Origin of the sequence: Escherichia sp. E14V7 (assembly GCF_004212225.1) — a bacterium.
In the GTDB taxonomy this organism is placed as follows: Bacteria; Pseudomonadota; Gammaproteobacteria; order Enterobacterales; family Enterobacteriaceae; genus Escherichia.
In genome coordinates this window covers 199,255-222,995 of sequence record NZ_RHJJ01000002.1, presented here as the reverse complement: position 1 = coordinate 222,995, position 23,741 = coordinate 199,255, and the positions used below count along the sequence as shown (strand labels likewise).

The window sequence follows — 23,741 nt, the reverse complement described above, 5'->3', positions numbered from 1 at the left end:
CCAACGGTACGGCCGCCTTCACGGATTGCGAAACGCAGACCGTCGTCCATCGCGATCGGGTGGATCAGGGTAACAACCATTTTGATGTTGTCGCCCGGCATTACCATCTCTACGCCTTCCGGCAGTTCGATGGTACCAGTCACGTCAGTAGTACGGAAGTAGAACTGCGGACGGTAGCCTTTGAAGAACGGAGTATGACGGCCGCCTTCATCTTTGGACAGAATGTACACTTCAGATTCGAACTTGGTGTGCGGCTTGATGGTGCCCGGCTTAGCCAGTACCTGACCACGTTCGATTTCTTCACGTTTGATACCACGCAGCAGAACACCTACGTTCTCACCAGCACGGCCTTCGTCCAGCAGTTTGCGGAACATTTCAACGCCAGTACAGGTAGACTTCTGAGTCTCTTTGATACCAACGATTTCAACTTCTTCACCAACTTTGATGATACCGCGTTCTACACGACCGGTAACAACGGTACCACGACCGGAGATGGAGAATACGTCTTCGATCGGCAGCAGGAACGGCTTGTCAATCGCACGCTCTGGTTCCGGAATGTAAGAATCCAGGAAGCCAGCCAGTTCCAGGATTTTCGCTTCCCACTCTGCGTCGCCTTCCAGCGCTTTCAGAGCAGAACCACGAACGATCGGAGTGTCGTCGCCCGGGAAGTCGTACTGAGACAGAAGTTCACGAACTTCCATTTCAACCAGTTCCAGCAGCTCTTCGTCATCAACCATGTCACATTTGTTCAGGAACACGATGATGTACGGAACGCCTACCTGACGACCCAGCAGGATGTGCTCACGAGTCTGCGGCATCGGGCCGTCAGTCGCAGCAACTACCAGGATCGCGCCGTCCATCTGAGCAGCACCAGTGATCATGTTTTTAACATAGTCGGCGTGCCCCGGGCAGTCTACGTGTGCGTAGTGACGGGTCGGGGTGTCATATTCAACGTGAGAAGTGTTGATGGTGATACCACGAGCTTTTTCTTCCGGCGCGTTATCGATCTGGTCGAATGCACGAGCAGCACCGCCGTAGGTTTTAGCCAGTACGGTGGTGATTGCAGCGGTCAGAGTAGTTTTACCGTGGTCAACGTGGCCGATAGTACCAACGTTAACGTGCGGTTTTGTACGTTCAAATTTTTCTTTAGACACGGCTATATTCCTTACTATAGTGCTCTCCCCTTCAGGAGAGAGCACGGGACTTTGGTATTAACCCTTAGGCTTATTTACCACGGGCTTCAATTACGGCCTGAGCAACGTTACTCGGCGCTTCATCATACTTCAGGAATTCCATGGTGTATGATGCACGACCTTTGGTCAGAGAACGCAGCTGAGTTGCATATCCGAACATTTCAGACAGCGGTACTTCAGCGTGGATCTTAACGCCAGTAACTTCAGATTCCTGACCTTTGAGCATACCACGACGACGGCTCAAGTCACCGATAACGTCACCGGTGTTCTCTTCTGGAGTTTCTACTTCAACCTTCATGATCGGCTCAAGCAGAACTGGTTTCGCTTTCTTAAAGCCTTCTTTAAAGGCGATAGAAGCAGCCAGTTTAAACGCCAGTTCAGAGGAGTCAACGTCATGGTAAGAACCGAAGTGCAGACGAACACCCATGTCTACTACCGGGTAGCCTGCCAGCGGACCTGCTTTCAGCTGTTCCTGGATACCTTTATCAACGGCCGGGATGTATTCGCCAGGGATTACACCACCTTTAATGTCGTTGATGAACTCGTAGCCTTTCGGGTTTGAACCCGGCTCCAGCGGGTACATGTCGATAACAACATGACCATACTGACCACGACCACCAGACTGTTTCGCGTGTTTACCTTCAACATCGGTAACTTTCTGGCGGATAGTTTCACGGTAAGCAACCTGCGGTTTACCTACGTTCGCTTCAACGTTGAATTCACGCTTCATACGGTCAACGATGATGTCGAGGTGCAGTTCGCCCATACCCGCGATGATGGTCTGGTTAGATTCTTCGTCAGTCCATACACGGAAAGACGGGTCTTCTTTAGCCAGACGGCCCAGAGCCAGACCCATTTTTTCCTGGTCAGCTTTGGTTTTCGGTTCAACTGCGATGGAGATTACCGGCTCAGGGAATTCCATACGTTCCAGAATGATCGGCGCATCCGGGTCACACAGGGTGTCACCAGTGGTTACGTCTTTCAGACCGATTGCAGCAGCGATGTCGCCCGCGCGAACTTCTTTGATCTCTTCACGTTTGTTAGCGTGCATCTGAACGATACGACCGAAACGCTCACGTGCAGCTTTCACGGAGTTCAGTACGGTATCACCAGAGTTAACCACACCGGAGTAAACACGGAAGAAGGTCAGGTTACCAACAAACGGGTCGGTAGCGATTTTGAACGCCAGTGCAGAGAACGGCTCGTCATCACTTGCGTGACGTTCAGCCGGAGTGTCTTTACCGTCGTCCAAGATACCGTTGATCGCAGGTACATCAACCGGGGATGGCAGGTAATCAATTACCGCATCCAGCATCGCCTGAACACCTTTGTTCTTGAACGCAGAACCACAGGTTACCAGGATGATTTCGTTGTTCAGAACGCGCTGACGCAGAGCACCTTTGATTTCTGCTTCAGTCAGTTCTTCACCACCCAGGTATTTTTCCATCAGCTCTTCAGAAGCTTCAGCTGCGGATTCGATCAGGTTCTGGTGCCATTCGTTAGCCAGTTCAACCATGTCTGCCGGGATATCTTCGTATTCGAAGGTTACGCCCTGGTCAGCGTCGTTCCAGTTGATAGCTTTCATTTTCACCAGGTCAACAACACCGGTGAAATGTTCTTCAGCACCAATCGCCAGCTGCAGCGGAACCGGGTTCGCGCCCAGACGGGTTTTGATCTGGTTAACAACTTTCAGGAAGTTCGCACCCATGCGGTCCATTTTGTTAACGAACGCAATGCGCGGAACTTTATATTTGTTTGCCTGACGCCATACGGTTTCAGACTGCGGCTGAACACCACCAACTGCGCAGTAAACCATTACCGCACCATCGAGAACACGCATGGAACGTTCTACTTCGATTGTGAAGTCAACGTGCCCCGGGGTGTCGATGATGTTGATGCGATGCGGCTCATACTGCTTAGCCATACCAGACCAGAATGCAGTAGTTGCAGCGGAAGTGATGGTAATACCACGTTCCTGCTCCTGCTCCATCCAGTCCATGGTTGCAGCGCCGTCATGAACTTCACCGATTTTATGGTTTACACCGGTGTAGAACAGAATACGTTCGGTAGTAGTGGTTTTACCGGCGTCGATGTGCGCACTGATACCGATGTTACGGTAACGTGCGATGGGTGTTGTACGAGCCATTTGTTTCCTCGTTTATCTTTTAGGCGTTCAATTTAAGTAGCCCAAAGCGGGCTGCTTACTGGAAGCGCCCGCCTGGTGACTAAAACTCCGAAGGGATTACCAACGGTAGTGTGCGAACGCCTTGTTGGCTTCGGCCATACGGTGAACGTCTTCACGTTTCTTAACTGCAGTACCTTTGTTTTCTGCAGCATCGGAAAGTTCGTTCGCCAGGCGCAGAGCCATGGATTTATCACCGCGTTTACGAGCAGCTTCAACGATCCAACGCATTGCCAGAGCATTACGACGAACCGGACGGACTTCAACTGGTACCTGATAAGTAGAACCACCAACGCGGCGAGACTTAACTTCTACAGTCGGGCGCACGTTTTCGAGAGCTACTTCGAATGCTTCCAGTTCAGATTTACCAGAGCGCTGAGCCAGGGTCTCCAGCGCGCTGTATACGATAGATTCGGCAGTAGATTTTTTACCATCTACCATCAGGATATTTACAAATTTAGCCAGCAGTTCTGATCCGAACTTCGGATCCGGCAGAATTTTACGCTGACCAATGACGCGACGACGTGGCATGGAAATACTCCGTTGTTAATTCAGGATTGTCCAAAACTCTACGAGTTTAGTTTGACATTTAAGTTAAAACGTTTGGCCTTACTTAACGGAGAACCATTAAGCCTTAGGACGCTTCACGCCATACTTGGAACGAGCCTGCTTACGGTCTTTAACGCCGGAGCAGTCAAGCGCACCACGTACGGTGTGGTAACGAACACCCGGGAGGTCTTTAACACGACCGCCACGGATCAGGATCACGGAGTGCTCCTGCAGGTTGTGACCTTCACCACCGATGTAGGAAGTCACTTCGAAACCGTTAGTCAGACGAACACGGCATACTTTACGCAGTGCGGAGTTCGGTTTTTTAGGGGTGGTAGTATATACACGGGTACATACGCCACGTTTTTGCGGGCATGCTTCCAGCGCAGGCACGTTGCTTTTCGCAACTTTGCGAGCACGTGGTTTGCGTACCAGCTGGTTAACTGTTGCCATTAAATAGCTCCTGGTTTTAGCTTTTGCTTCGTAAACACGTAATAAAACGTCCTCACACAATATGAGGACGCCGAATTTTAGGGCGGTGTCGAAAAGGTGTCAAGAAATATACAACGATCCCGCCGTCACCAGGCCATCTGGCTGGTGTGCTTAACCGTAAGTCTGACGAAATCAGTATAGTCAATTGGGATGATATCGTTCGAAATTTGAGCAGTCAAACCGCGGGCAATGAGGTCTTCGTTCAGGGCATAAACCTTAATGGGGGCATTACGCAGACTTTCAAGGTAGCGGTTGCCGTCAACTGCGGCAGTTACGCCATCCTGTAATAACAGCAGTTCGTCGCCCTCACTGAGCAGACGCAGCAGCGCAGGAAAATCTGTCAGCCAGGGAGAGCGATGTAATGTGTGCAACATGTACGCCTCAAAATTTCAAAATAACATCGTAGTTGGCGAGTTCGCGGCGTAAGGCATCTGCTTCGAGCGGCGTGGCTTCGACAACAAAGGGTGTCTGCGGATCTAACCCTCGTTCGCGCAGAGAAGCCGCACAAACCCAGCACTGTTCAATGTCATACAGACCCAGCAATTTAAAAGTGGCAATGTAATCACGCGCCAGCACCGCATCGGGCTTTTGTTCTGGCAGAAGCTGAAAAACGCCATCGGCGATAAAGAAGACGGCGAGATCGTCAGTTAAAGCGGAAGTTGCGAGTAAAGCATCTAATCCCTCGCGACCAGCCGCGGTGCCATGAGGCGCAGTAGAAAAGACAAACGCTATTCTTTTCATCAGAACTGTACCACCCTGTCACAGGTTAGCGAGGCTTCTGCCAGAGCGCCAAGTCCGCTTAAGGTAAATCCCGGCTGAAGGTTTGACGAGGCCAGTCCCAGTCTTCCAGCTTCAGTTTCATCGACGATACCGCGGCGTAACGCTGCCGCCACGCAGATATTCAGTGCCACACCATGTTGCGCATTCAACTGTTGCCAGCCGCGCACAAGGTCAAATTCGTCGCTTGCCGGTGAGGTCAATTGGTTAGCGTTATAGACCCCTTCCCGGTAGAAAAAGACGCTACTCAACTCATGGCCTTCTGCTATCAGCGCCTGTGCAAACTGAAAAGCACTACTCGCCTGTTGCGTTCCGTATGCTGGCCCGGTTACCACGATGGCAAAACGCATTACTTATCTTGCCCCTGGAAATCACCGCTCTTGAACTGACGGATATAGAGATAAACAGTATGTTTGGAGATGTTGAGACGATCAGCAACCTGGTTGATCGCATCTTTGATATCGAAAATGCCTTTCTCGTAAAGATTCAACACGATTTGACGATTTTTGGCGTTATTAGAAACATTACGATCGGCGTTCACTTCTTCAATGGTGAACTCCAGTGTTTGGGTAACCAGATCTTCAACCGAAGACGCAAAGTTGACACTTGAACCGACGTCCGGGGTTTCTGGCGGCACAAAGGTACTCATAATCTGCGAGAAGGGAACATCAAGATTCATATTGATGCACAGCAGACCAATTACACGCTGTTCGCGGTTACGAATCGCGATGGTCAGGGACTTCATTAATACGCCGCTTTTGGCGCGAGTAAAGTAGCATTTAGAAACGCTGCTATCCGCTCCCGTCATGTCGTGCAGCATACGCAGTGCCAGATCGGTAATTGGCGAGCCAATCTTCCGGCCTGTATGTTCGCCGTTGGCAATACGAATGGCTGAACATTTTAAATCCTGCAAAGAGTGCAAAACGATTTCACAGTGGGAACCAATGAGCATCGCTAACCCGTCCACCACCGCTTCGTAGGATTTCAGAATATCAAAATCGGTCTGGTCGAAAGGACGTTGATCCAGTAAATCCAACTCACTGGTTTCGTTGGTTAAAAGCGACCTGGACATGAAAAAAAACACTCCTTTTCAGGAGCCTGTCGTTAACTTTTCAGGGCAGGCTCATTAATGATGCGGGTAATTAAATTAATACAGCGGAGGTTCCGCTTTCCAGCACTAATTATATCCGGCCTGCAATAAAAAAACCGCCGCCTGGTCAGGCGGCGGTTTTTAATGCTTATTTTTTAGCAGAATCTGCTGCTTTAGCATCTGCTTCTGGCTTCGTATCAGCCTTCGGTGCTGGTTTCACATCCAGCAGTTCTACGTCAAATACCAGAGTAGAGTTCGGTGGGATCCCCGGAACGCCCGCTTTGCCGTAAGCCAGCTCTGGTGGAATAACCAGTTTGATCTTACCGCCTTTCTTGATGTTCTTCAGACCTTCAGTCCAGCCAGGGATCACGCCGTCCAGACGGAACGAGAGCGGTTCACCACGGGTATATGAGTTATCGAACTCTTTACCGTCAATCAGCGTACCTTTGTAGTTCACTACTACAGTATCGCTGTCTTTCGGTGCTTCACCTTTACCGGCTTCCACTACCTGATAAACCAGGCCAGTTGAAGAGGTTTTTACACCTTTCTCTTTGGCAAATTTCTCGCGGTACTCTTTACCTTTCGCTTCGTTATCAGCAGCATCTTTTTCCATCTTCGCCTGAGCGGAGGACTTCACGCGTGCTTCAAACGCTTGCAGAGTCTGTTCGATCTCTTGATCAGAGAGTTTGCTTTTATCAGCAAATGCATCCTGAACACCCGCGATTAGCTGATCTTTATCCAGTTTGATGCCCAGCTTTTCTTGTTCTTTCAGAGAATTGTCCATGTAACGACCGAGCGAAGCACCCAGCGCGTAAGCTGATTTCTGATCGTCATTTTTGAACGCTGCTTTGCTGTCAGCAGTTGCAGTTGGTTTCGCCGCTTCGGCAGCAAAAGTGATTGGTGCATGCAGGGCAACGGCCATTGTGGTCGCCAGCAGCGTTACTTTAAACAGTGATTTCATCCATATCTCCAGGATCGGGGCATCTCACCCCTGGGTTAACTATTATCAGAAAGGTACTATAAAACGTTGTCGAACAAATCTACATACAGATACGCCCTATTATCATCTATTTTCAGACTCTTTTTGTTTAAATTAGTTTCGATGACTGCGAAATGAGTGCTGTCTCGGGCAGCAAAGTTAAGTAGAATCCGCGGCGACCATTCGACAAAAGAGGTGAATCATGCAGGATTTAACTTTGGAAGCACGCCTGGCAGAACTGGAGAGCCGGCTGGCTTTTCAGGAAATCACCATTGAAGAACTGAACGTCACGGTGACCGCTCATGAAATGGAGATGGCGAAACTGCGCGATCATCTGCGTCTGCTGACCGAGAAGTTAAAAGCCAGCCAGCCGTCGAACATCGCGTCGCAGGCTGAAGAAACGCCACCGCCGCATTATTGAGGCGTAAAAAAAGCGGGGATTCCCCGCTTTTTTGTCGCTTTTTCGGTATTAGTGGCAACCGCAACCGCCGTTACCTTTACCGCCACAGCAGCCTTCGCCACCGTGTTCATGACCGTGATCGTGGCCATGACCGCCGCAGCAACCGTCGTGGTCGTGATCGTGGTGATGATCGTGCGCGCCATGAACGTGACCATGAGCCAGTTCTTCTTCAGTCGCTTCGCGAATCGCCACAACTTCAACGTTAAATTTCAGGTTCTGACCGGCCAGCATGTGGTTACCATCAACCACGACGTGATCGTCTTCAACCGCAGTGATTTCAACCGGTACCGGCCCCTGGTCGGTTTCAGCCAGGAAACGCATACCTACCTGCAGTTCATCAACGCCCATAAATACGTCTTTAGGAACGCGCTGCACCAGGTTTTCGTCGTACTGACCGTAAGCGTCGTTCGCGCCAACAGCGACATCAAATTTGTCGCCAACTTCATGACCTTCCAGCGCTGTTTCCAGGCCAGAGATCAGGGAACCGTGACCATGCAGATAGTCCAGCGGCGCACTCACCGGAGACTCATCAACCAACACACCGTCTTCTGTACGTACCTGATAGGCCAGGCTGACCACCAGGTCTTTTGCTACTTTCATGATATCTCCTGAGCATGGGAAGAATAGTGGCGCAGATTGTAGCGGAATTCTGCAGCCGTGTACTCACTAGCTTAAAAAAACTCGGCGCATATCGCTAGTCCGGATGAAAAATCCCGATCACTTGCTCATCTTTGCGAACGTGATCGCGGGCTTCTTTATCGACTTCACGCATCTGGTGTCCACACTTAACACATTCAACAATATCAATATTATTTTCGCGCCACATCGCCATGGAATCTTGCGCCTGACAGGCCGGGCATTTTGCGCCCGCGATAAAACGTTTTCGGATTGCCATCTTTACCCTCTACTCAAATTCATCCCAGCCGTCCAGCTGGCGTCGTTCTTGTTGCATTTCACGCTGGAAAATCTCTTCCAGTTCGCGTCGGGCTTCCCTGGCGCGAGAAATTTGTACGGTATCAGCATGCATCGGGATTAACTCCCGCAGCATTCGCATATCCAGGCGGCGAAAATGCAGTTGCGCGCGCTGCGCCTGATGCGGATGCATGCCAAGCGTGACCAGCGTTTTGCGCCCCAGCTCTAACGCACTGGAGAATGTCTCACGGGAAAACTGCGTCACCCCGGCCTGTAATAACTCATGCGCTTCCACACGTCCGCGCGCTCGCGCAAGAATATGCAAATGCGGAAAGTGTTGCTGGCAAATCTCCACCAGCTTCATGGTGTCTTCCGGCTCGTTACAGGTAATGACAATAGACTCTGCGGCCTCTGCACCCGCAGAACGTAAAAGATCTACCTGCGTGGCGTCGCCGTAATAAACTTTGTAGCCATATTTACGCATCAGGTTAACGGCACTGATATCCCGCTCCAGCACGGTAATGCGCATTTTATTTGCCATCAGCAAACGACCAATCACCTGACCAAAACGCCCAAAGCCCACGACTATAACCTGCGGTTTATCATCGTTGACCCACGGTTTTTCATCCTCTTCTTCCGGTCCGTTAAACTGGCGGGATAGCCATTTATCCACCAGCTTCATCAGCAACGGCGTGGTCATCATGGAAAGCGTCACCGTCACCAGCAACAGCGCCATCTGGTCGCCCTGGAATAAGCGTTGTGAAGAAGCGGTAGAAAAGAGGACAAAGGCAAACTCACCGCCCTGACTCAACACGCCAGCAAACTGCATCCGCTCTGAGCTACGCACGCCATACAATCGCGCCAGCAGATACAGCACGAGAATTTTCACCGCCACCAGCACAACCACGCTTATCACTACCCACAGCAGATGGGTATAAAGCACACCGAGGTTGAGCGACATGCCGACAGAGATAAAGAACAAACCGAGCAGCAAGCCTTTGAAGGGATCGATAGCCGTTTCCAGTTCATGGCGATATTCACTTTCCGCCAGCAGCACGCCCGCAATAAACGTACCGAGCGCCATCGACAGTCCCAGCGCATCCATAAACAATGCGGAACCCAACACCAGCAGCAGCGTCGCGGCGGTGAACACTTCCCGCACGCCAGAAGCTGCAATAAAGCGGAATACCGGACGCAGTAAATAGCGCCCGCCAATCAGCATGCCGACAAACGCCAGCACCTTCATGCCGATCTTCATCCAGTCGAAATGTTCATCTGCTGACCCCGCCAACAACGGCACTAACGCCAGTGCCGGGATCACCGCCAGATCCTGAAACAGTAACACCGAGAAACCTAACTGGCCGGATTCGCTGCGATTCATCCCTTTCTCACGCATCAATTGCAACGCCATTGCAGTTGAAGACATCGCAAGGCCAATGCCACCGACCACTGCCGCCTGCCAGGCGAAATCCGTCAGCATCAATAATCCCGCCAGCAACGCCGCGCTTAACAGCACCTGTGCCGCGCCTACGCCAAAAATCGAGCGTCGCAATTGCCAAAGTTTGGAAGGATTCAACTCCAGGCCGATGATAAACATCAGGAACACCACGCCGAGTTCCGAAAAGTGGAGGATCTCATCGACGTCGCTAATAAACCCCAGCCCCCACGGGCCAATTGCAATCCCTGCCAGCAAATATCCCAACACAGCGCCAATACCCAGCCGCGATGCCAGCGGCACCGCAGCCACCGCCGCGAAGAGAAACAGCACTCCTGCGAGTAAAAAATCGGAACCTTCCATCAGCGGCCTCCTGGAGACAGCGGATTTGCCAGCCAGTCACTGTAGGCTCTGGCGTGGCTCGCCAGCTCCTGTGCGCTTTGCCGTCTCGCCCAGTAAATAATGATGGGGCTTAACCAATGCATCCGGCACATGCCCGCCGCCAGTTCAAAGGGGCGCAGAACATCGCTCATCGGGTAGCGATTCAATGCGTCATAACGGTAAGCACTTTCCGGCTCGCCGGTGGTAATCACGCTACGCCAGTACTTTCCCGCCAGTTGGTTTCCCCCCGGCCCGCTGGCAAAACCACGACTTAATACCCGGTCCAGCCACTCTTTCAGTAGCGCCGGGCAGCTATAGGTATAAAGAGGATGCTGAAAGACAATCACCTCGTGCTTGCGCAGTAATGCCTGCTCACGGGGGATATCAATAAAAAAATCGGGATAGTGCGCGTAAAGGTCGTGCACGGTAACATTGCTGAGCTGCGTGGCCGGTTTAAGCAGTACCCGGTTTGCCACCGAGTCCTGAGATTCCGGATGGGCATACAGCAGCAAAACTTTCGCTGGCTGAGACATCATCCCCCTCCCGGTATGGTTTTTGTGTATAGTCGCTGTTTTGGGCTACCATTGCGCCCGGTGCGGCAGCTCGCCCATACATTACATTATCATAATGATAAGTTAACATAGTCTGAACATACGGCGCCTTATGATTGTTTTCTCCTCGTTACAAATTCGTCGCGGCGTGCGCGTCCTGCTGGATAATGCCACCGCCACCATCAACCCCGGGCAGAAAGTCGGCCTGGTGGGTAAAAACGGCTGTGGTAAATCTACCCTGCTGGCATTGCTGAAAAATGAAATCAGCGCCGACGGCGGCAGCTACACCTTTCCGGGAAGCTGGCAACTGGCGTGGGTGAATCAGGAAACGCCGGCGTTACCGCAAGCGGCGCTGGAATATGTCATTGACGGCGACCGTGAATATCGTCAACTGGAAGCGCAGCTGCACGACGCCAACGAACGTAACGACGGGCACGCCATTGCGACCATTCATGGCAAGCTGGATGCTATTGACGCATGGAGTATTCGCTCCCGTGCCGCCAGCCTGCTGCACGGCCTCGGTTTCAGCAATGAACAACTGGAGCGCCCGGTGAGTGATTTCTCCGGTGGCTGGCGTATGCGTCTTAACCTTGCCCAGGCGCTGATTTGCCGTTCAGACTTGCTGCTGCTCGACGAACCGACTAACCACCTCGATCTTGATGCCGTTATCTGGCTGGAAAAATGGCTGAAGAGCTATCAGGGCACGCTGATCCTGATCTCTCACGACCGCGACTTCCTCGATCCGATAGTGGATAAAATTATTCATATCGAACAACAAAGCATGTTCGAGTACACCGGTAACTACAGTTCGTTTGAAGTACAGCGCGCCACCCGTCTGGCGCAACAACAAGCGATGTATGAAAGCCAGCAGGAACGCGTAGCGCATCTGCAAAGTTATATCGACCGTTTCCGTGCCAAAGCCACCAAAGCGAAGCAGGCCCAGAGCCGCATTAAGATGCTCGAGCGTATGGAGCTGATTGCCCCCGCGCACGTCGACAACCCGTTCCGCTTTAGCTTCCGCGCGCCGGAAAGTCTGCCAAATCCGTTACTGAAGATGGAAAAAGTCAGTGCGGGCTATGGCGATCGCATTATTCTCGACTCGATTAAACTGAATCTGGTCCCCGGCTCGCGCATTGGTCTGTTAGGCCGCAACGGCGCGGGTAAATCGACATTAATCAAACTGTTAGCCGGTGAACTTGCGCCAGTCAGCGGTGAAATTGGTCTGGCGAAAGGGATCAAGCTCGGCTACTTCGCCCAGCATCAACTTGAATACCTGCGCGCCGACGAATCGCCTATTCAACATCTGGCACGTTTAGCGCCGCAGGAGCTGGAGCAAAAACTGCGTGACTATCTCGGCGGCTTTGGTTTCCAGGGCGATAAAGTGACGGAAGAAACGCGCCGCTTTTCCGGTGGTGAAAAAGCCCGCCTGGTGCTGGCATTAATTGTCTGGCAGCGTCCGAATCTGCTGCTGCTCGACGAACCGACCAACCACCTTGACCTCGACATGCGTCAGGCACTGACAGAAGCGTTGATCGAGTTTGAAGGCGCGCTGGTTGTTGTTTCGCACGACCGTCATTTGCTGCGTTCCACCACTGACGATCTCTATCTGGTTCACGATCGTAAAGTCGAACCGTTCGACGGCGATCTGGAAGATTATCAACAGTGGTTGAGCGACGTACAAAAGCAGGAAAACCAGGCCGACGACGCGCCAAAAGAGAACGCGAACAGCGCCCAGGCGCGTAAAGATCAGAAGCGTCGGGAAGCGGAGCTGCGTGCGCAAACCCAGCCACTGCGTAAAGAGATCGCCCGTCTGGAAAAAGAGATGGAGAAGCTGAATGCGCAACTGGCGCAGGCGGAAGAGAAACTCGGCGACAGCGAGCTGTACGACCAGAGCCGTAAAGCGGAACTGACCGCCTGCCTGCAACAACAAGCGAGCGCTAAATCCGGGCTGGAAGAATGCGAAATGGCATGGCTGGAGGCCCAGGAGCAGCTTGAGCAGATGCTGCTTGAAGGCCAAAGCAACTGATGGCGCAGATAACGACGACCGATGCCAATGAATTCAGCAGCAGTGCTGAATTCATCCCTATGCGCGGTTTCAGCAATTGCCATCTACAAACCATGCTGCCGCGTCTGTTTCGTCGTCAGGTGAAATTTACTCCGCACTGGCAGCGGCTGGAGTTGCCCGACGGTGATTTTGTCGATCTCGCGTGGAGTGAAGATCCTGCACAGGCGCAACATAAACCGCGTTTAGTGGTGTTTCACGGGCTGGAAGGCAGCCTCAATAGCCCTTACGCCCACGGCCTGGTTGATGCGGCGAAAAAGCGCGGCTGGCTGGGTGTGGTGATGCATTTTCGCGGATGCAGCGGTGAACCTAACCGCATGCACCGCATTTACCATTCGGGCGAAACCGAAGATGCCAGTTGGTTTTTACGCTGGCTGCAACGCGAATTTGGTCATGCGCCAACGGCTGCCGTCGGCTATTCGCTCGGCGGTAATATGCTGGCCTGTTTGCTGGCAAAAGAAGGCAATGATCTCCCGATTGATGCGGCGGTGATTGTCTCCGCGCCGTTTGTGTTGGAAGCCTGTAGTTACCATATGGAAAAGGGCTTTTCCCGCGTTTATCAGCGTTATTTGCTGAACCTGCTAAAAGCCAATGCTGCGCGCAAGCTGGCGGCCTACCCCGGTACGCTGCCGATTAATCTCGCGCAGTTAAAATCGGTACGTCGCATCCGTGAATTTGACGATCTGATCACCGCCAGAATTCACGGCTACGCCGACGCTATCGACTATTATCGTCAGTGTAGCGCCATGCCGATGCTCAATCGGATCGCCAAACCGACGCTGATTATTCACGCCAAAGACGATCCGTTTATGGATCATCAGGTGATCCCGAAACCGGAAAATCTTCCTCCGCAAGTAGAGTATCAACTGACCGAACATGGGGGTCATGTTGGTTTTCTTGGCGGTACATTACTTCACCCGCAAATGTGGCTGGAGTCACGCATTCCTGACTGGTTAACAACGTATCTGGAGGCGAAATCATGTTGATTCCCTGGCAAGACATCTCCCCTGAAACGCTGGAAAATTTAATTGAAAGCTTTGTGTTACGTGAAGGCACCGATTATGGTGAACAAGAGCGTACGCTTGAACAGAAAGTCGCCGACGTCAAACGCCAGCTACAGTGCGGAGAAGCGGTACTGGTCTGGTCGGAACTGCACGAGACGGTCAATATCATGCCGCGCAGTCAGTTTCGCGAATAACCTGCAACCGTCGGCGGACGAAATAATAATGATAGCCAAGTCATGGAGTTACTATGTCTGCCAAACATCCGGTCATTGCGGTAACAGGATCCAGCGGCGCGGGGACTACCACCACCAGCCTCGCGTTTCGTAAAATATTCGCCCAGTTAAATCTGCAAGCCGCCGAGGTGGAAGGCGACAGTTTTCACCGCTACACCCGCCCGGAAATGGACATGGCGATCCGCAAAGCGCGCGACGCCGGGCGGCATATCAGCTACTTCGGTCCCGAAGCCAACGACTTCGGCCTGCTGGAACAGACCTTTATTGAATACGGCCAGAGCGGCAAAGGGAAATCTCGCAGATATCTGCATACCTACGACGAAGCCGTACCGTGGAATCAGGTACCGGGGACATTCACCCCCTGGCAACCTTTACCGGAACCGACTGATGTACTGTTTTATGAAGGTTTACACGGCGGCGTAGTCACGCCACAGCATAACGTTGCGCAGCATGTAGACTTACTGGTTGGCGTGGTGCCTATCGTTAACCTTGAGTGGATTCAAAAACTGATCCGCGACACCAGCGAGCGCGGGCACTCACGAGAAGCAGTGATGGACTCTGTAGTGCGTTCAATGGAAGACTATATCAACTACATCACGCCGCAGTTTTCCCGCACCCATCTTAACTTCCAGCGCGTTCCCACCGTCGACACTTCAAACCCGTTCGCGGCAAAAGGCATTCCATCGCTGGATGAAAGCTTTGTGGTGATCCATTTTCGTAATCTGGAAGGGATCGATTTCCCCTGGCTACTGGCGATGTTGCAGGGCTCATTCATTTCCCACATCAATACATTAGTGGTGCCGGGCGGCAAAATGGGTCTGGCAATGGAGTTAATTATGCTGCCGCTGGTGCAACGACTGATGGAAGGGAAGAAAATCGAGTAGCGCCGCTAATAAGCCGGATAAAATACTATCCGGCGTCACAACGGGATAGTTAAATCACGCAGCAACCACTTCATACGAGTGGGTAATATTCACGGCTTTTTCCAGCATCAGCGCCACTGAACAATATTTCTCAGCAGAGAGATCCACCGCACGCGCAACCGCTGCGTCCTTCAGGTCGCGACCTGTGACGATAAAATGCAAATTGATATGGGTAAACAGGCGCGGGGCCTCTTCGCGGCGTTCAGAGGTCAGTTTTACTTCACAATCAACCACATCCTGACGCCCTTTTTGCAGGATAGAAACCACATCAATGGCGCTACAGCCACCCGCCGCCATCAGCACCATTTCCATCGGGCTGGGCGCTTTATCGCCGGAGTTGCCATCCATTAAAATCTGGTGACCAGAGGCGGATTCGCCCAAAAAAGTTAACCCTTCAACCCACTTCACACGCGCTTGCATAATCGGAACTCCATTGCGTCAATTTTCCTGACAGAGTACGCGTACTGACCAAATCGCGCAACGGAAGGCGACCTGGGTCATGCTGAAGCGAGACACCAGGAGACACAGAGCGAAAGCTATGCTAAAACAGTCAGGATGCTACAGTAATACATTGATGTACTGCATGTATGTAAAGGACGTCACATTACCGTGCAGTTCAGTTGATAGCCCCTTCCCAGGTAGCGGGAAGCACATTTCGGCAACCCAGAGACAGCGCCGTTTTCTGGCTCTGGAGAAAGCTTATAACAGAGGATAACCGCGCATGGTGCTTGGCAAACCGCAAACAGACCCGACTCTCGAATGGTTCTTGTCTCATTGCCACATTCATAAGTATCCATCCAAGAGCACGCTTATTCACCAGGGTGAAAAAGCGGAAACGCTGTACTACATCGTTAAAGGCTCTGTGGCAGTGCTGATCAAAGACGAGGAGGGTAAAGAAATGATCCTCTCCTATCTGAATCAGGGTGATTTTATTGGCGAATTGGGCCTGTTTGAAGAAGGCCAGGAACGTAGCGCATGGGTACGTGCAAAAACCGCCTGTGAAGTAGCTGAAATTTCCTACAAAAAATTTCGTCAGTTAATTCAGGTTAACCCGGATATTCTGATGCGTCTCTCCGCGCAGATGGCGCGTCGTCTGCAAGTCACTTCAGAGAAAGTGGGCAACCTCGCTTTCCTCGACGTTACAGGTCGCATCGCGCAGACGCTGCTGAATCTGGCAAAACAACCGGATGCCATGACTCACCCGGACGGTATGCAAATTAAAATTACCCGTCAGGAAATTGGTCAAATTGTCGGCTGTTCTCGTGAAACCGTGGGGCGCATTCTGAAGATGCTGGAAGATCAGAACCTGATCTCCGCACACGGTAAAACCATCGTCGTTTACGGCACCCGTTAACCCCATCGGAGTGGCGCGTTACCTGGTAGCGCGCCATTTTGTTTAAACCGATGTGGCGCAGACTGATTTATCATCCTGATATCAACTATGCACTACGACAAACACTGGTGCTATGTTTGCCCGTGGCCGTTGGTCTGTTGTTTGGCGAATTAAGACTCGGCCTGCTGTTTTCACTCGTCCCTGCCTGTTGCAATATTGCGGGGCTTGATACCCCCCATAAACGTTTTTTCAAACGCTTGATTATTGGCGCGTCGCTGTTTGCTACCTGTAGCTTACTGACACAGCTGCTGTTGGAAAAAGATATCCCCCTACCCTTTCTGCTGACTGGGTTAACGCTGGTACTTGGCGTCACTGCTGAGCTTGGGCCATTACACGCAAAATTGCTTCCTGCATCGCTGCTGGCTGCCATTTTTACCCTCAGTCTGGCGGGATATATGCCGGTATGGGAGCCATTGCTCATTTATGCGTTAGGCACACTCTGGTACGGGCTGTTTAACTGGTTTTGGTTCTGGATCTGGCGCGAACAACCCCTACGCGAATCACTTAGTCTGCTCTACCGTGAACTGGCTGATTACTGTGAAATCAAATACAGTCTGCTCACTCAGCACACCGATCCCGAAAAAGCGCTCCCGCCACTACTGGTACGCCAGCAAAAAGCGGTCGATTTAATTACCCAGTGCTATCAGCAAATGCACATGCTTTCCGCGCAAAATAATACTGACTACAAGCGGATGTTGCGCATTTTCCAGGAAGCTCTGGATTTACAGGAACATATTTCGGTCAGTTTGCATCAACCTGAAGAGGTGCAAAAGTTGGTCGAGCGTAGCCATGCGGAGGAAGTTATCCGCTGGAATGCGCAAACCGTCGCCGCTCGCCTGCGCGTGCTGGCTGATGACATTCTTTACCATCGCCTGCCGACGCGTTTTACGATGGAGAAGCAAATTGGCGCACTGGAGAAAATCGCCCGTCAGCACCCGGATAATCCTGTTGGGCAATTCTGCTACTGGCACTTCAGCCGCATCGCTCGTGTGCTGCGTACCCAGAAACCGCTCTATGCCCGCGATCTGCTGGCGGATAAACAGCGGCGGATGCCATTACTTCCGGCGTTAAAAAGTTATCTTTCATTGAAATCTCCGGCACTGCGCAATGCCGGGCGACTCAGTGTGATGTTGAGCGTCGCCAGCCTGATGGGCACCGCGCTGCATCTGCCGAAGTCGTATTGGATCCTGATGACGGTGTTGCTGGTGACACAAAATGGTTACGGCGCGACCCGTCTGAGGATTGTGAATCGCTCCGTGGGAACCGTGGTCGGGTTAATCATTGCGGGCGTGGCGCTGCACTTTAAAATTCCCGAAGGTTACACCCTGACGCTGATGCTGTTTACCACCCTCGCCAGCTACCTGATATTGCGCAAAAACTACGGCTGGGCAACGGTCGGCTTTACCATTACTGCGGTGTATACCCTGCAACTGTTGTGGCTGAACGGCGAGCAATACATCATTCCGCGTCTTATCGATACCATTATTGGTTGTTTGATAGCCTTCGGTGGCACGGTATGGCTGTGGCCGCAGTGGCAGAGCGGGTTATTGCGTAAGAACGCCCATGATGCTTTAGAAACCTACCAGGAAGCGATTCGTCTGATCCTGAGTAAAGATCCGCAACCAACACCACTGGCCTGGCAGCGAATGCGGGTTAATCAGGCACATAACACTCTGTATAACTCATTAAATCAAGCGATGCAGGAACCCGCATTTAACAGCCATTATCTGGCTGACATGAAACTGTGGGTAACACATAGTCAGTTTATTGTTGAACATATTAATGCCATGACCACGCTGGCGCGAGAACACCGGACATTACCACAGGAGCTGGCGCAAGAGTATTTGCAGTCTTGTGAAATCGCTATTCAACGCTGTCAACAGCGGCTGGAATATGACGAGCCGGGCGGGTCTGGTGACGCCAATATCATAGACGCGCCAGAGATGCTGCCGCACGAAGGCGCGGCTGGTACCCTGGAACAGCATTTACAACGGGTTATTGGCCATCTGAATACCATGCACACCATATCGTCGATGGCGTGGCGTCAGCGACCGCATCACGGGATTTGGTTGAGTCGCAAGTTGCGGGATTCGAAGGCGTAATCAATTCATTGCCAGAAGCGACCCCCTTTGCCTGATACGACGCTAACGCGTCTTATCAGCCGACAAGCATACACTCGAACCGTAGGTCGGATAAGGCGTTCACGCCGCATCCGACATCTTTTGCCTGATGCGACGCTGACGCGTCTTATTTACGCCCCAACCACCTTCGCCACCGCGTGGGCGAAACGTTGCATCCCTTCATCGATATCCGCATCTTCCACCACCAGCGACGGCGCCAAACGCATCACATCCGGCCCGGCGTTCAGCACCATTACGCCAGCCTCTGCGCCCGCATAAAGGAAATCACGCGCCTGACCTTTGTATTGTGGTTTCAGCTCCGCGCCAATCAACAACCCCATGCCGCGAATATCGCTAAACACATCAAACTGCTGGTCAATCTTCTGCAAATGGTCAACAAAACGCTGACGTTTCACCTGAATGCCTTCCAGCACATCCGGTGTATTGATGATATCAAATGCCGCGCCCGCGACTGCACAGGCCAGTGGATTACCGCCGTAGGTGGAACCGTGAGAACCAGGATGAAACGCTGAAGCAATCTCCGCCGTGGTCAGCATGGCGCTAATCGGGAAGCCGCCGCCCAGGGCTTTCGCAGAGGTCAAAATATCTGGCGTCACGCCGTAGTGCATATAGGCAAACAAATCGCCAGTCCGCCCCATTCCACACTGCACTTCATCAAACACCAGCAATGCCTGATGCTGATCGCACAACTCACGCAAGCCCTGCAAAAACGCTGGCGTCGCCGCTGTCACGCCGCCCTCGCCCTGAATCGGCTCAACCACCACCGCGCAGGTATGGTCATCCATCACCGCTTTCACTGCGTGAAGATCATTAAAAGGCACGTGGATAATATCTGCCGGTTTTGGCCCAAAGCCGTCGGAATATTTCGGCTGCCCGCCCACAGAAACGGTAAACAACGAGCGACCATGAAAGGCGTTATGGAAGGCGATGATTTTGGTTTTGAACGGGCTATGACGCACACAGGCGTAATGGCGTGCCAGTTTAAAGGCGGTTTCGTTAGCTTCCGTGCCGGAGTTCATAAACACCACGCGTTCGGCAAACGTCGTCTCAATCAGTTTACGCCCAAGACGCAGTGCCGGTTCATTGGTGAAAACGTTGCTGATATGCCACAGGGTTTCCCCCTGGGTTTTTAACGCTTCCACCAGCGCCGGATGGCAATGGCCTAACGCCGTTACCGCAATCCCACCCGCGAAATCGACATACTCCTTGCCTTGCTGATCCCAGACTCGGCTGCCCTGACCTTTTACCGGAATAAACTCTGCCGGTGCATAAATCGGCAGGATCACTTCATCGAAAGTCGCGCGTGTAATTGCTGCTTGTTCAGTTGCCATCTCATGATCACCCTGTTACGCATAAACCAATGTGAAATTATAATCACAAAATATGCATAAAAAATCACTAGATAGCAACCAGAAATCAGCGATGCAGAAAATTCGCCAGCAGTTGATGCCCCTGCTCGCTGAGAATGCTTTCCGGATGGAACTGCACACCTTCAAGATCCCACTGGCGATGACGAATCCCCATAATCTCCCCGGTTTCGCTCCAGGCAGTCACGTCAAAGCACGCTGGCAATGAGTCAGGTTCCACCACCAGCGAATGGTAGCGCGTCACGGTGAGTGGATTCGCCAGCCCCAGGAATACGCCCTGGCCGTTATGCGTAATCGGTGATGTTTTACCGTGCATGACCTTTGCGGCGCGCACAACTTTGCCGCCAAAAGCCTGCGCCATCGCCTGATGACCGAGGCAGACGCCAAGAATCGGCAAGCGCCCGGCATAGTGGCGAATAACGTCAAGGGAGATCCCGGCTTCATCTGGCGTACAGGGGCCGGGTGAGATGACAATTTTTTGTGGTTTAAGGGCGTCGATATCCACCAGTGTCAACGCATCGTTGCGCTTAACCAGCACATCGGCCCCCAGTTCACAAAAGTACTGGTAGAGGTTCCAGGTGAAAGAATCGTAGTTATCAATAAGCAGGATCATGGCGGCTCCGGTACGAAAGAACCGCGCTATTTTACTCAGATTCCCCGGCTTCGCTTACCACTTTGCTAAATATCGTCTGCAGAGCCGTAAGGTCTCCCATTGCCCCATTCTGATTCGCCTGATTCCAGGCCTCTTCACCAATACCTTGCCAGTTCAGTTGATAGCCGGCATGAATCGCCAGTTGCTCGAAGAAGATCCGCTGTGCCAGGCCACTTCCCGCACGGAATGGGTGCAGGACGTTGATTTCACAATAGTAGTGCGCCAGCCGCTCGACGAACTTCGCTTTCTCAAGACCAACCAGATAACCTTCTTCCTCCAGATCCTGCATCAGGGCATTGCCCTCTTTTTCGATATAGGCAAAGTGGCAGAACGGCGTATCGCCCTGATAAATATCAACTTCGCGCAGTTGCCCTGCCCAGTCGAAAATATCCTGATACAGCTGGCGGTGAATAGCACGCAAATGCGGTAAACCGCGCACCAGTGGACCAAGCTCAATGGTCGCGGCACGCAGTGCCGTCATTTCGTAAGCGGCCTGTTCCAGCCGCTGCTGCTGGTGAATGTTCAGTCGATTACGCATGATATCAAGGCCAGGATAAAGATACGGGTCGCGCCCTTCGCCGAATTTATCGCTCATAGTGCCTCCTCAGCTCTTCAAGGCGTGCTAAAGCCTCTGCGGCAGTAAGAGTGACTAATGGCATCTCGACGCCTTCAAGGCGGCGGCTGGCCTGGAAATTACGATTACGCTGAAGCTCCCAGAGACGGGACTTTTGCTTATCGGTGAGTTTCTTCACTTGATGCCTCCCTGAACGTGTCCGTTTGCCACAAGTATAAGCGGCAAATCCAGGTTACGCCGGGAGAGCAGAGGCGCGGGCAAGATTACCCGCGCGAGAAATCCTTACGGCAGGACTTTAGCGGAAAGGATAACTACCGGTTTTGACGGCACATTCTGGTACGGGCCAACATCATGGGTTGGGACCTGGGAAATCTTGTCAGCAACATCCATGCCTTTCACCACTTTACCAAATACCGCGTAACCAAAATCACGCTGACCGTGGTCGAGGAAGGCGTTATCGGCAACGTTGATGAAGAACTGGCTGGTAGCGCTGTCTTTGTCGGCAGTACGCGCCATCGCGATGGTGCCACGGGTGTTACGCAGACCGTTATCAGCCTCATTTTTGATCGGCGGATTCGGTTTTTTCTGCTGCATCTGCTCGGTAAATCCACCACCCTGAATCATAAAGCCCGGGATCACCCGGTGAAAAGTGGTGTTGTTATAAAAGCCGCTGTTCACATAATCGACGAAATTTTGCACTGATACTGGCGCTTTCTGGCTATCCAGCTCCAGTTCGATATTACCAGCAGAGGTTGTTAACAATACGTGCGGATCCCCTTTCGCTGCCATTGCTTCAGGTGAGAGAGCAGAAAGAGCGAAAACAGCTACAACAGCTGCCAGGGTCGATTTGAACATGAGATTTCCTTAACAGAGCAGAAAAAAAGCAAGTGGAGAGATTCTAAATAGCCTTCAATGACAAGGCCATTCCTTTACCTAATTTTACGCACTTGAAATATATGTAACCTGATGATCACGTATATTTCGTGATGAGAATCACTTTAAACATTGCAAATTAGCAACCGTTTGCAATTAAATATTTAATCAGATCACAAAATCACCTAAAATCGCCCGCTCGCAGCATATCCACTATGCCATTTTATCTTTTAACGCAGGCCAATCATGACTAACAGCAATCGCATCAAGCTCACATGGATTAGCTTTCTCTCCTACGCACTGACCGGTGCGTTGGTTATTGTCACCGGGATGGTGATGGGAAACATCGCCGATTATTTCAATCTGCCTGTTTCCAGTATGAGTAATACCTTCACCTTCCTCAATGCCGGCATTTTAATCTCTATCTTCCTTAACGCCTGGCTGATGGAAATCGTCCCGTTGAAAACGCAGTTACGTTTTGGCTTTCTCCTGATGGTGCTGGCGGTTGCCGGTTTGATGTTCAGCCACAGCCTGGCGCTGTTCTCGGCGGCGATGTTCATTCTCGGGGTGGTTAGCGGCATCACCATGTCGATTGGTACGTTCCTGATAACGCAAATGTATGAAGGGCGTCAGCGCGGTTCCCGCCTGTTATTTACCGACTCCTTCTTCAGTATGGCCGGGATGATTTTCCCGATGATCGCCGCGTATCTGCTGGCACGCAGCATTGAGTGGTACTGGGTTTATGCCTGCATCGGACTGGTTTACGTCGCTATCTTTATTCTGACCTTCGGCTGTGAGTTCCCGGCGCTGGGCAAACATGCGCCAAAAACGGACGCTCCGGTAGCGAAAGAAAAATGGGGGATCGGCGTGCTGTTTCTCTCCATTGCGGCACTGTGCTACATCCTCGGTCAGTTAGGTTTTATCTCCTGGGTGCCGGAGTATGCCAAAGGTTTGGGCATGAGCCTGAATGACGCTGGCACGCTGGTGAGTAACTTCTGGATGTCGTACATGGTTGGCATGTGGGCATTCAGCTTTATTCTTCGCTTCTTTGATCTGCAACGCATTCTGACCGTACTGGCTGGTCTGGCTGCGATTCTGATGTATGTCTTTAACACCGGAACACCGGCACATATGGCGTGGTCAATTCTCGCCCTGGGCTTCTTCTCCAGCGCGATCTATACCACCATCATCACCCTGGGTTCACAGCAGACCAAAGTACCATCGCCAAAACTGGTTAACTTTGTCCTGACCTGCGGAACCATCGGCACCATGTTGACCTTTGTGGTTACCGGACCGATTGTTGAACATAGCGGTCCACAGGCAGCACTGCTCACTGCAAACGGTCTGTACGCTGTGGTATTCGTGATGTGCTTCCTGTTAGGTTTTGTCAGCCGTCACCGTCAGCACAACACCCTGACCTCTCATTAATTGCTCATGCCGGGCGGCGCTATCGTCGTCCGGCCTTTTCTTCTCTTCCCCCGCAACGTGCCTTCATCTCTATAAAACCTTTCATTTTGT

Annotated in this window: 27 protein-coding genes; 8 read left to right on the top strand and 19 right to left on the bottom strand. The window is 52.0% G+C overall.

Going from position 1 to position 23,741, the window contains the following annotated elements:
• The 9 genes from tuf to fkpA all read right to left on the bottom strand — a co-directional run.
• Window positions 1-1,154, bottom strand: a 1,154-nt coding sequence (tuf, locus tag D9741_RS03640) for an elongation factor Tu (RefSeq protein WP_001364266.1), incomplete at its 3' end; no start/stop codon positions are given.
• A gap of 70 nt (window positions 1,155-1,224) precedes the next feature.
• Complete coding sequence (gene fusA, locus D9741_RS03635; protein WP_000124701.1) at window positions 1,225-3,339, bottom strand: elongation factor G; 2,115 nt, start codon at window positions 3,337-3,339, stop codon at window positions 1,225-1,227.
• Between the two features lie 96 nt (window positions 3,340-3,435).
• Complete coding sequence (rpsG, locus tag D9741_RS03630) at window positions 3,436-3,906, bottom strand: 30S ribosomal protein S7 (protein ID WP_001138043.1); 471 nt, start codon at window positions 3,904-3,906, stop codon at window positions 3,436-3,438.
• Window positions 3,907-4,002: 96 nt separating this feature from the next.
• Entirely contained in the window at window positions 4,003-4,377 is a 375-nt protein-coding gene (rpsL, locus tag D9741_RS03625) for a 30S ribosomal protein S12 (protein WP_000246815.1), read from the bottom strand.
• A gap of 125 nt (window positions 4,378-4,502) precedes the next feature.
• The gene (gene tusB / locus D9741_RS03620) at window positions 4,503-4,790 is read right to left on the bottom strand and encodes a sulfurtransferase complex subunit TusB (RefSeq protein WP_130217612.1); all 288 of its coding nucleotides are present in this window, start codon (window positions 4,788-4,790) and stop codon (window positions 4,503-4,505) included.
• A 7-nt stretch (window positions 4,791-4,797) separates the two neighbouring features.
• Complete coding sequence (gene tusC / locus D9741_RS03615) at window positions 4,798-5,157, bottom strand: sulfurtransferase complex subunit TusC (protein ID WP_130217614.1); 360 nt, start codon at window positions 5,155-5,157, stop codon at window positions 4,798-4,800.
• A complete protein-coding gene (gene tusD / locus D9741_RS03610; RefSeq protein WP_001209689.1) occupies window positions 5,157-5,543 on the bottom strand; it encodes a sulfurtransferase complex subunit TusD in 387 nt (128 codons plus the stop codon). The genes tusC and tusD overlap by 1 nt, the downstream gene beginning before the upstream one ends.
• On the bottom strand, window positions 5,543-6,265 hold the full coding sequence (locus D9741_RS03605) for a transcriptional regulator (RefSeq protein WP_000091466.1): 723 nt from the start codon (window positions 6,263-6,265) through the stop codon (window positions 5,543-5,545). The genes tusD and D9741_RS03605 overlap by 1 nt, the downstream gene beginning before the upstream one ends.
• A 166-nt stretch (window positions 6,266-6,431) precedes the next feature.
• Window positions 6,432-7,244 (bottom strand): FKBP-type peptidyl-prolyl cis-trans isomerase, encoded by an 813-nt coding sequence (fkpA, locus tag D9741_RS03600; RefSeq protein WP_130208921.1) that lies wholly within the window; start codon window positions 7,242-7,244, stop codon window positions 6,432-6,434.
• A gap of 220 nt (window positions 7,245-7,464) precedes the next feature.
• Here fkpA and D9741_RS03595 point away from each other — a divergent pair, with 220 nt between their 5' ends.
• Window positions 7,465-7,683: a protein SlyX gene (locus D9741_RS03595; protein WP_064527535.1), complete on the top strand. Its 219-nt coding sequence runs from the start codon at window positions 7,465-7,467 to the stop codon at window positions 7,681-7,683.
• 48 nt (window positions 7,684-7,731) lie between these two features.
• On the opposite strand, the gene slyD is transcribed toward D9741_RS03595, so the two are convergent.
• From slyD to kefG, 4 genes are all read right to left on the bottom strand, one after another.
• A complete protein-coding gene (gene slyD, locus D9741_RS03590) occupies window positions 7,732-8,322 on the bottom strand; it encodes a peptidylprolyl isomerase (RefSeq protein ID WP_000861334.1) in 591 nt (196 codons plus the stop codon).
• Window positions 8,323-8,416: 94 nt separating this feature from the next.
• Complete coding sequence (locus tag D9741_RS03585; protein WP_001007734.1) at window positions 8,417-8,617, bottom strand: YheV family putative zinc ribbon protein; 201 nt, start codon at window positions 8,615-8,617, stop codon at window positions 8,417-8,419.
• A gap of 9 nt (window positions 8,618-8,626) precedes the next feature.
• Window positions 8,627-10,432 carry a glutathione-regulated potassium-efflux system protein KefB gene (gene kefB, locus D9741_RS03580; RefSeq protein WP_000399122.1) on the bottom strand — a complete coding sequence of 602 codons (1,806 nt, stop codon included), beginning with the start codon at window positions 10,430-10,432 and terminating at the stop codon, window positions 8,627-8,629.
• Window positions 10,432-10,983, bottom strand: a complete 552-nt coding sequence (gene kefG / locus D9741_RS03575; protein WP_130217848.1) for a glutathione-regulated potassium-efflux system ancillary protein KefG — start codon at window positions 10,981-10,983, stop codon at window positions 10,432-10,434. The genes kefB and kefG overlap by 1 nt, the downstream gene beginning before the upstream one ends.
• 130 nt (window positions 10,984-11,113) lie before the next feature.
• Here kefG and D9741_RS03570 point away from each other — a divergent pair, with 130 nt between their 5' ends.
• From D9741_RS03570 to D9741_RS03555, 4 genes are read left to right on the top strand one after another with little or no spacing between them, the layout of a single operon-like run.
• Window positions 11,114-13,027 carry an ABC transporter ATP-binding protein gene (locus D9741_RS03570; RefSeq protein WP_042002854.1) on the top strand — a complete coding sequence of 638 codons (1,914 nt, stop codon included), beginning with the start codon at window positions 11,114-11,116 and terminating at the stop codon, window positions 13,025-13,027.
• Complete coding sequence (locus D9741_RS03565) at window positions 13,027-14,049, top strand: hydrolase (RefSeq protein ID WP_130217616.1); 1,023 nt, start codon at window positions 13,027-13,029, stop codon at window positions 14,047-14,049. Before D9741_RS03570 ends, D9741_RS03565 begins: the two co-directional genes overlap by 1 nt.
• Complete coding sequence (locus D9741_RS03560; RefSeq protein WP_064527543.1) at window positions 14,043-14,261, top strand: YheU family protein; 219 nt, start codon at window positions 14,043-14,045, stop codon at window positions 14,259-14,261. The genes D9741_RS03565 and D9741_RS03560 overlap by 7 nt, the downstream gene beginning before the upstream one ends.
• Window positions 14,262-14,314: 53 nt before the next feature.
• Entirely contained in the window at window positions 14,315-15,184 is an 870-nt protein-coding gene (locus D9741_RS03555) for a phosphoribulokinase (protein WP_130217618.1), read from the top strand.
• Window positions 15,185-15,238: 54 nt separating this feature from the next.
• Here D9741_RS03555 and D9741_RS03550 read toward each other — a convergent pair whose 3' ends face one another.
• A complete protein-coding gene (locus D9741_RS03550; RefSeq protein ID WP_001148908.1) occupies window positions 15,239-15,643 on the bottom strand; it encodes an OsmC family protein in 405 nt (134 codons plus the stop codon).
• Window positions 15,644-15,944: 301 nt separating this feature from the next.
• Here D9741_RS03550 and crp point away from each other — a divergent pair, with 301 nt between their 5' ends.
• A complete protein-coding gene (gene crp, locus D9741_RS03545; protein ID WP_000242755.1) occupies window positions 15,945-16,577 on the top strand; it encodes a cAMP-activated global transcriptional regulator CRP in 633 nt (210 codons plus the stop codon).
• Between the two features lie 50 nt (window positions 16,578-16,627).
• The gene (locus D9741_RS03540; RefSeq protein ID WP_130217850.1) at window positions 16,628-18,718 is read left to right on the top strand and encodes a YccS/YhfK family putative transporter; all 2,091 of its coding nucleotides are present in this window, start codon (window positions 16,628-16,630) and stop codon (window positions 18,716-18,718) included.
• Between the two features lie 149 nt (window positions 18,719-18,867).
• On the opposite strand, the gene argD is transcribed toward D9741_RS03540, so the two are convergent.
• From argD to ppiA, 5 genes are all read right to left on the bottom strand, one after another.
• Entirely contained in the window at window positions 18,868-20,088 is a 1,221-nt protein-coding gene (gene argD, locus D9741_RS03535) for a bifunctional acetylornithine/succinyldiaminopimelate transaminase (RefSeq protein ID WP_130217620.1), read from the bottom strand.
• A gap of 85 nt (window positions 20,089-20,173) precedes the next feature.
• Window positions 20,174-20,737 carry an aminodeoxychorismate synthase component 2 gene (gene pabA / locus D9741_RS03530; protein WP_130217622.1) on the bottom strand — a complete coding sequence of 188 codons (564 nt, stop codon included), beginning with the start codon at window positions 20,735-20,737 and terminating at the stop codon, window positions 20,174-20,176.
• A 31-nt stretch (window positions 20,738-20,768) separates the two neighbouring features.
• Window positions 20,769-21,371 (bottom strand): putative adenosine monophosphate-protein transferase Fic, encoded by a 603-nt coding sequence (locus D9741_RS03525; protein WP_130217624.1) that lies wholly within the window; start codon window positions 21,369-21,371, stop codon window positions 20,769-20,771.
• Complete coding sequence (locus D9741_RS03520; protein ID WP_000736860.1) at window positions 21,361-21,528, bottom strand: YhfG family protein; 168 nt, start codon at window positions 21,526-21,528, stop codon at window positions 21,361-21,363. The genes D9741_RS03525 and D9741_RS03520 overlap by 11 nt, the downstream gene beginning before the upstream one ends.
• Window positions 21,529-21,632: 104 nt before the next feature.
• The gene (ppiA, locus tag D9741_RS03515; protein ID WP_064527557.1) at window positions 21,633-22,205 is read right to left on the bottom strand and encodes a peptidylprolyl isomerase A; all 573 of its coding nucleotides are present in this window, start codon (window positions 22,203-22,205) and stop codon (window positions 21,633-21,635) included.
• Window positions 22,206-22,469: 264 nt separating this feature from the next.
• Here ppiA and tsgA point away from each other — a divergent pair, with 264 nt between their 5' ends.
• Entirely contained in the window at window positions 22,470-23,651 is a 1,182-nt protein-coding gene (gene tsgA / locus D9741_RS03510; RefSeq protein ID WP_130208935.1) for an MFS transporter TsgA, read from the top strand.
• Window positions 23,652-23,741: the final 90 nt, after the last annotated feature.

Excerpts from the sequence above, each read along its gene's own strand:
- fusA (WP_000124701.1), bottom strand. The coding sequence starts at position 3,339 with ATGGCTCGTACAACACCCATCGCACGTTACCGTAACATCGGTATCAGT.
- rpsG (WP_001138043.1), bottom strand. The coding sequence starts at position 3,906 with ATGCCACGTCGTCGCGTCATTGGTCAGCGTAAAATTCTGCCGGATCCG.
- rpsL (WP_000246815.1), bottom strand. The coding sequence starts at position 4,377 with ATGGCAACAGTTAACCAGCTGGTACGCAAACCACGTGCTCGCAAAGTT.
- tusB (WP_130217612.1), bottom strand. The coding sequence starts at position 4,790 with ATGTTGCACACATTACATCGCTCTCCCTGGCTGACAGATTTTCCTGCG.
- tusC (WP_130217614.1), bottom strand. The coding sequence starts at position 5,157 with ATGAAAAGAATAGCGTTTGTCTTTTCTACTGCGCCTCATGGCACCGCG.
- tusD (WP_001209689.1), bottom strand. The coding sequence starts at position 5,543 with ATGCGTTTTGCCATCGTGGTAACCGGGCCAGCATACGGAACGCAACAG.
- D9741_RS03605 (WP_000091466.1), bottom strand. The coding sequence starts at position 6,265 with ATGTCCAGGTCGCTTTTAACCAACGAAACCAGTGAGTTGGATTTACTG.
- fkpA (WP_130208921.1), bottom strand. The coding sequence starts at position 7,244 with ATGAAATCACTGTTTAAAGTAACGCTGCTGGCGACCACAATGGCCGTT.
- D9741_RS03595 (WP_064527535.1), top strand. The coding sequence starts at position 7,465 with ATGCAGGATTTAACTTTGGAAGCACGCCTGGCAGAACTGGAGAGCCGG.
- slyD (WP_000861334.1), bottom strand. The coding sequence starts at position 8,322 with ATGAAAGTAGCAAAAGACCTGGTGGTCAGCCTGGCCTATCAGGTACGT.
- D9741_RS03585 (WP_001007734.1), bottom strand. The coding sequence starts at position 8,617 with ATGGCAATCCGAAAACGTTTTATCGCGGGCGCAAAATGCCCGGCCTGT.
- kefB (WP_000399122.1), bottom strand. The coding sequence starts at position 10,432 with ATGGAAGGTTCCGATTTTTTACTCGCAGGAGTGCTGTTTCTCTTCGCG.
- kefG (WP_130217848.1), bottom strand. The coding sequence starts at position 10,983 with ATGTCTCAGCCAGCGAAAGTTTTGCTGCTGTATGCCCATCCGGAATCT.
- D9741_RS03570 (WP_042002854.1), top strand. The coding sequence starts at position 11,114 with ATGATTGTTTTCTCCTCGTTACAAATTCGTCGCGGCGTGCGCGTCCTG.
- D9741_RS03565 (WP_130217616.1), top strand. The coding sequence starts at position 13,027 with ATGGCGCAGATAACGACGACCGATGCCAATGAATTCAGCAGCAGTGCT.
- D9741_RS03560 (WP_064527543.1), top strand. The coding sequence starts at position 14,043 with ATGTTGATTCCCTGGCAAGACATCTCCCCTGAAACGCTGGAAAATTTA.
- D9741_RS03555 (WP_130217618.1), top strand. The coding sequence starts at position 14,315 with ATGTCTGCCAAACATCCGGTCATTGCGGTAACAGGATCCAGCGGCGCG.
- D9741_RS03550 (WP_001148908.1), bottom strand. The coding sequence starts at position 15,643 with ATGCAAGCGCGTGTGAAGTGGGTTGAAGGGTTAACTTTTTTGGGCGAA.
- crp (WP_000242755.1), top strand. The coding sequence starts at position 15,945 with ATGGTGCTTGGCAAACCGCAAACAGACCCGACTCTCGAATGGTTCTTG.
- D9741_RS03540 (WP_130217850.1), top strand. The coding sequence starts at position 16,628 with ATGTGGCGCAGACTGATTTATCATCCTGATATCAACTATGCACTACGA.
- argD (WP_130217620.1), bottom strand. The coding sequence starts at position 20,088 with ATGGCAACTGAACAAGCAGCAATTACACGCGCGACTTTCGATGAAGTG.
- pabA (WP_130217622.1), bottom strand. The coding sequence starts at position 20,737 with ATGATCCTGCTTATTGATAACTACGATTCTTTCACCTGGAACCTCTAC.
- D9741_RS03525 (WP_130217624.1), bottom strand. The coding sequence starts at position 21,371 with ATGAGCGATAAATTCGGCGAAGGGCGCGACCCGTATCTTTATCCTGGC.
- ppiA (WP_064527557.1), bottom strand. The coding sequence starts at position 22,205 with ATGTTCAAATCGACCCTGGCAGCTGTTGTAGCTGTTTTCGCTCTTTCT.
- tsgA (WP_130208935.1), top strand. The coding sequence starts at position 22,470 with ATGACTAACAGCAATCGCATCAAGCTCACATGGATTAGCTTTCTCTCC.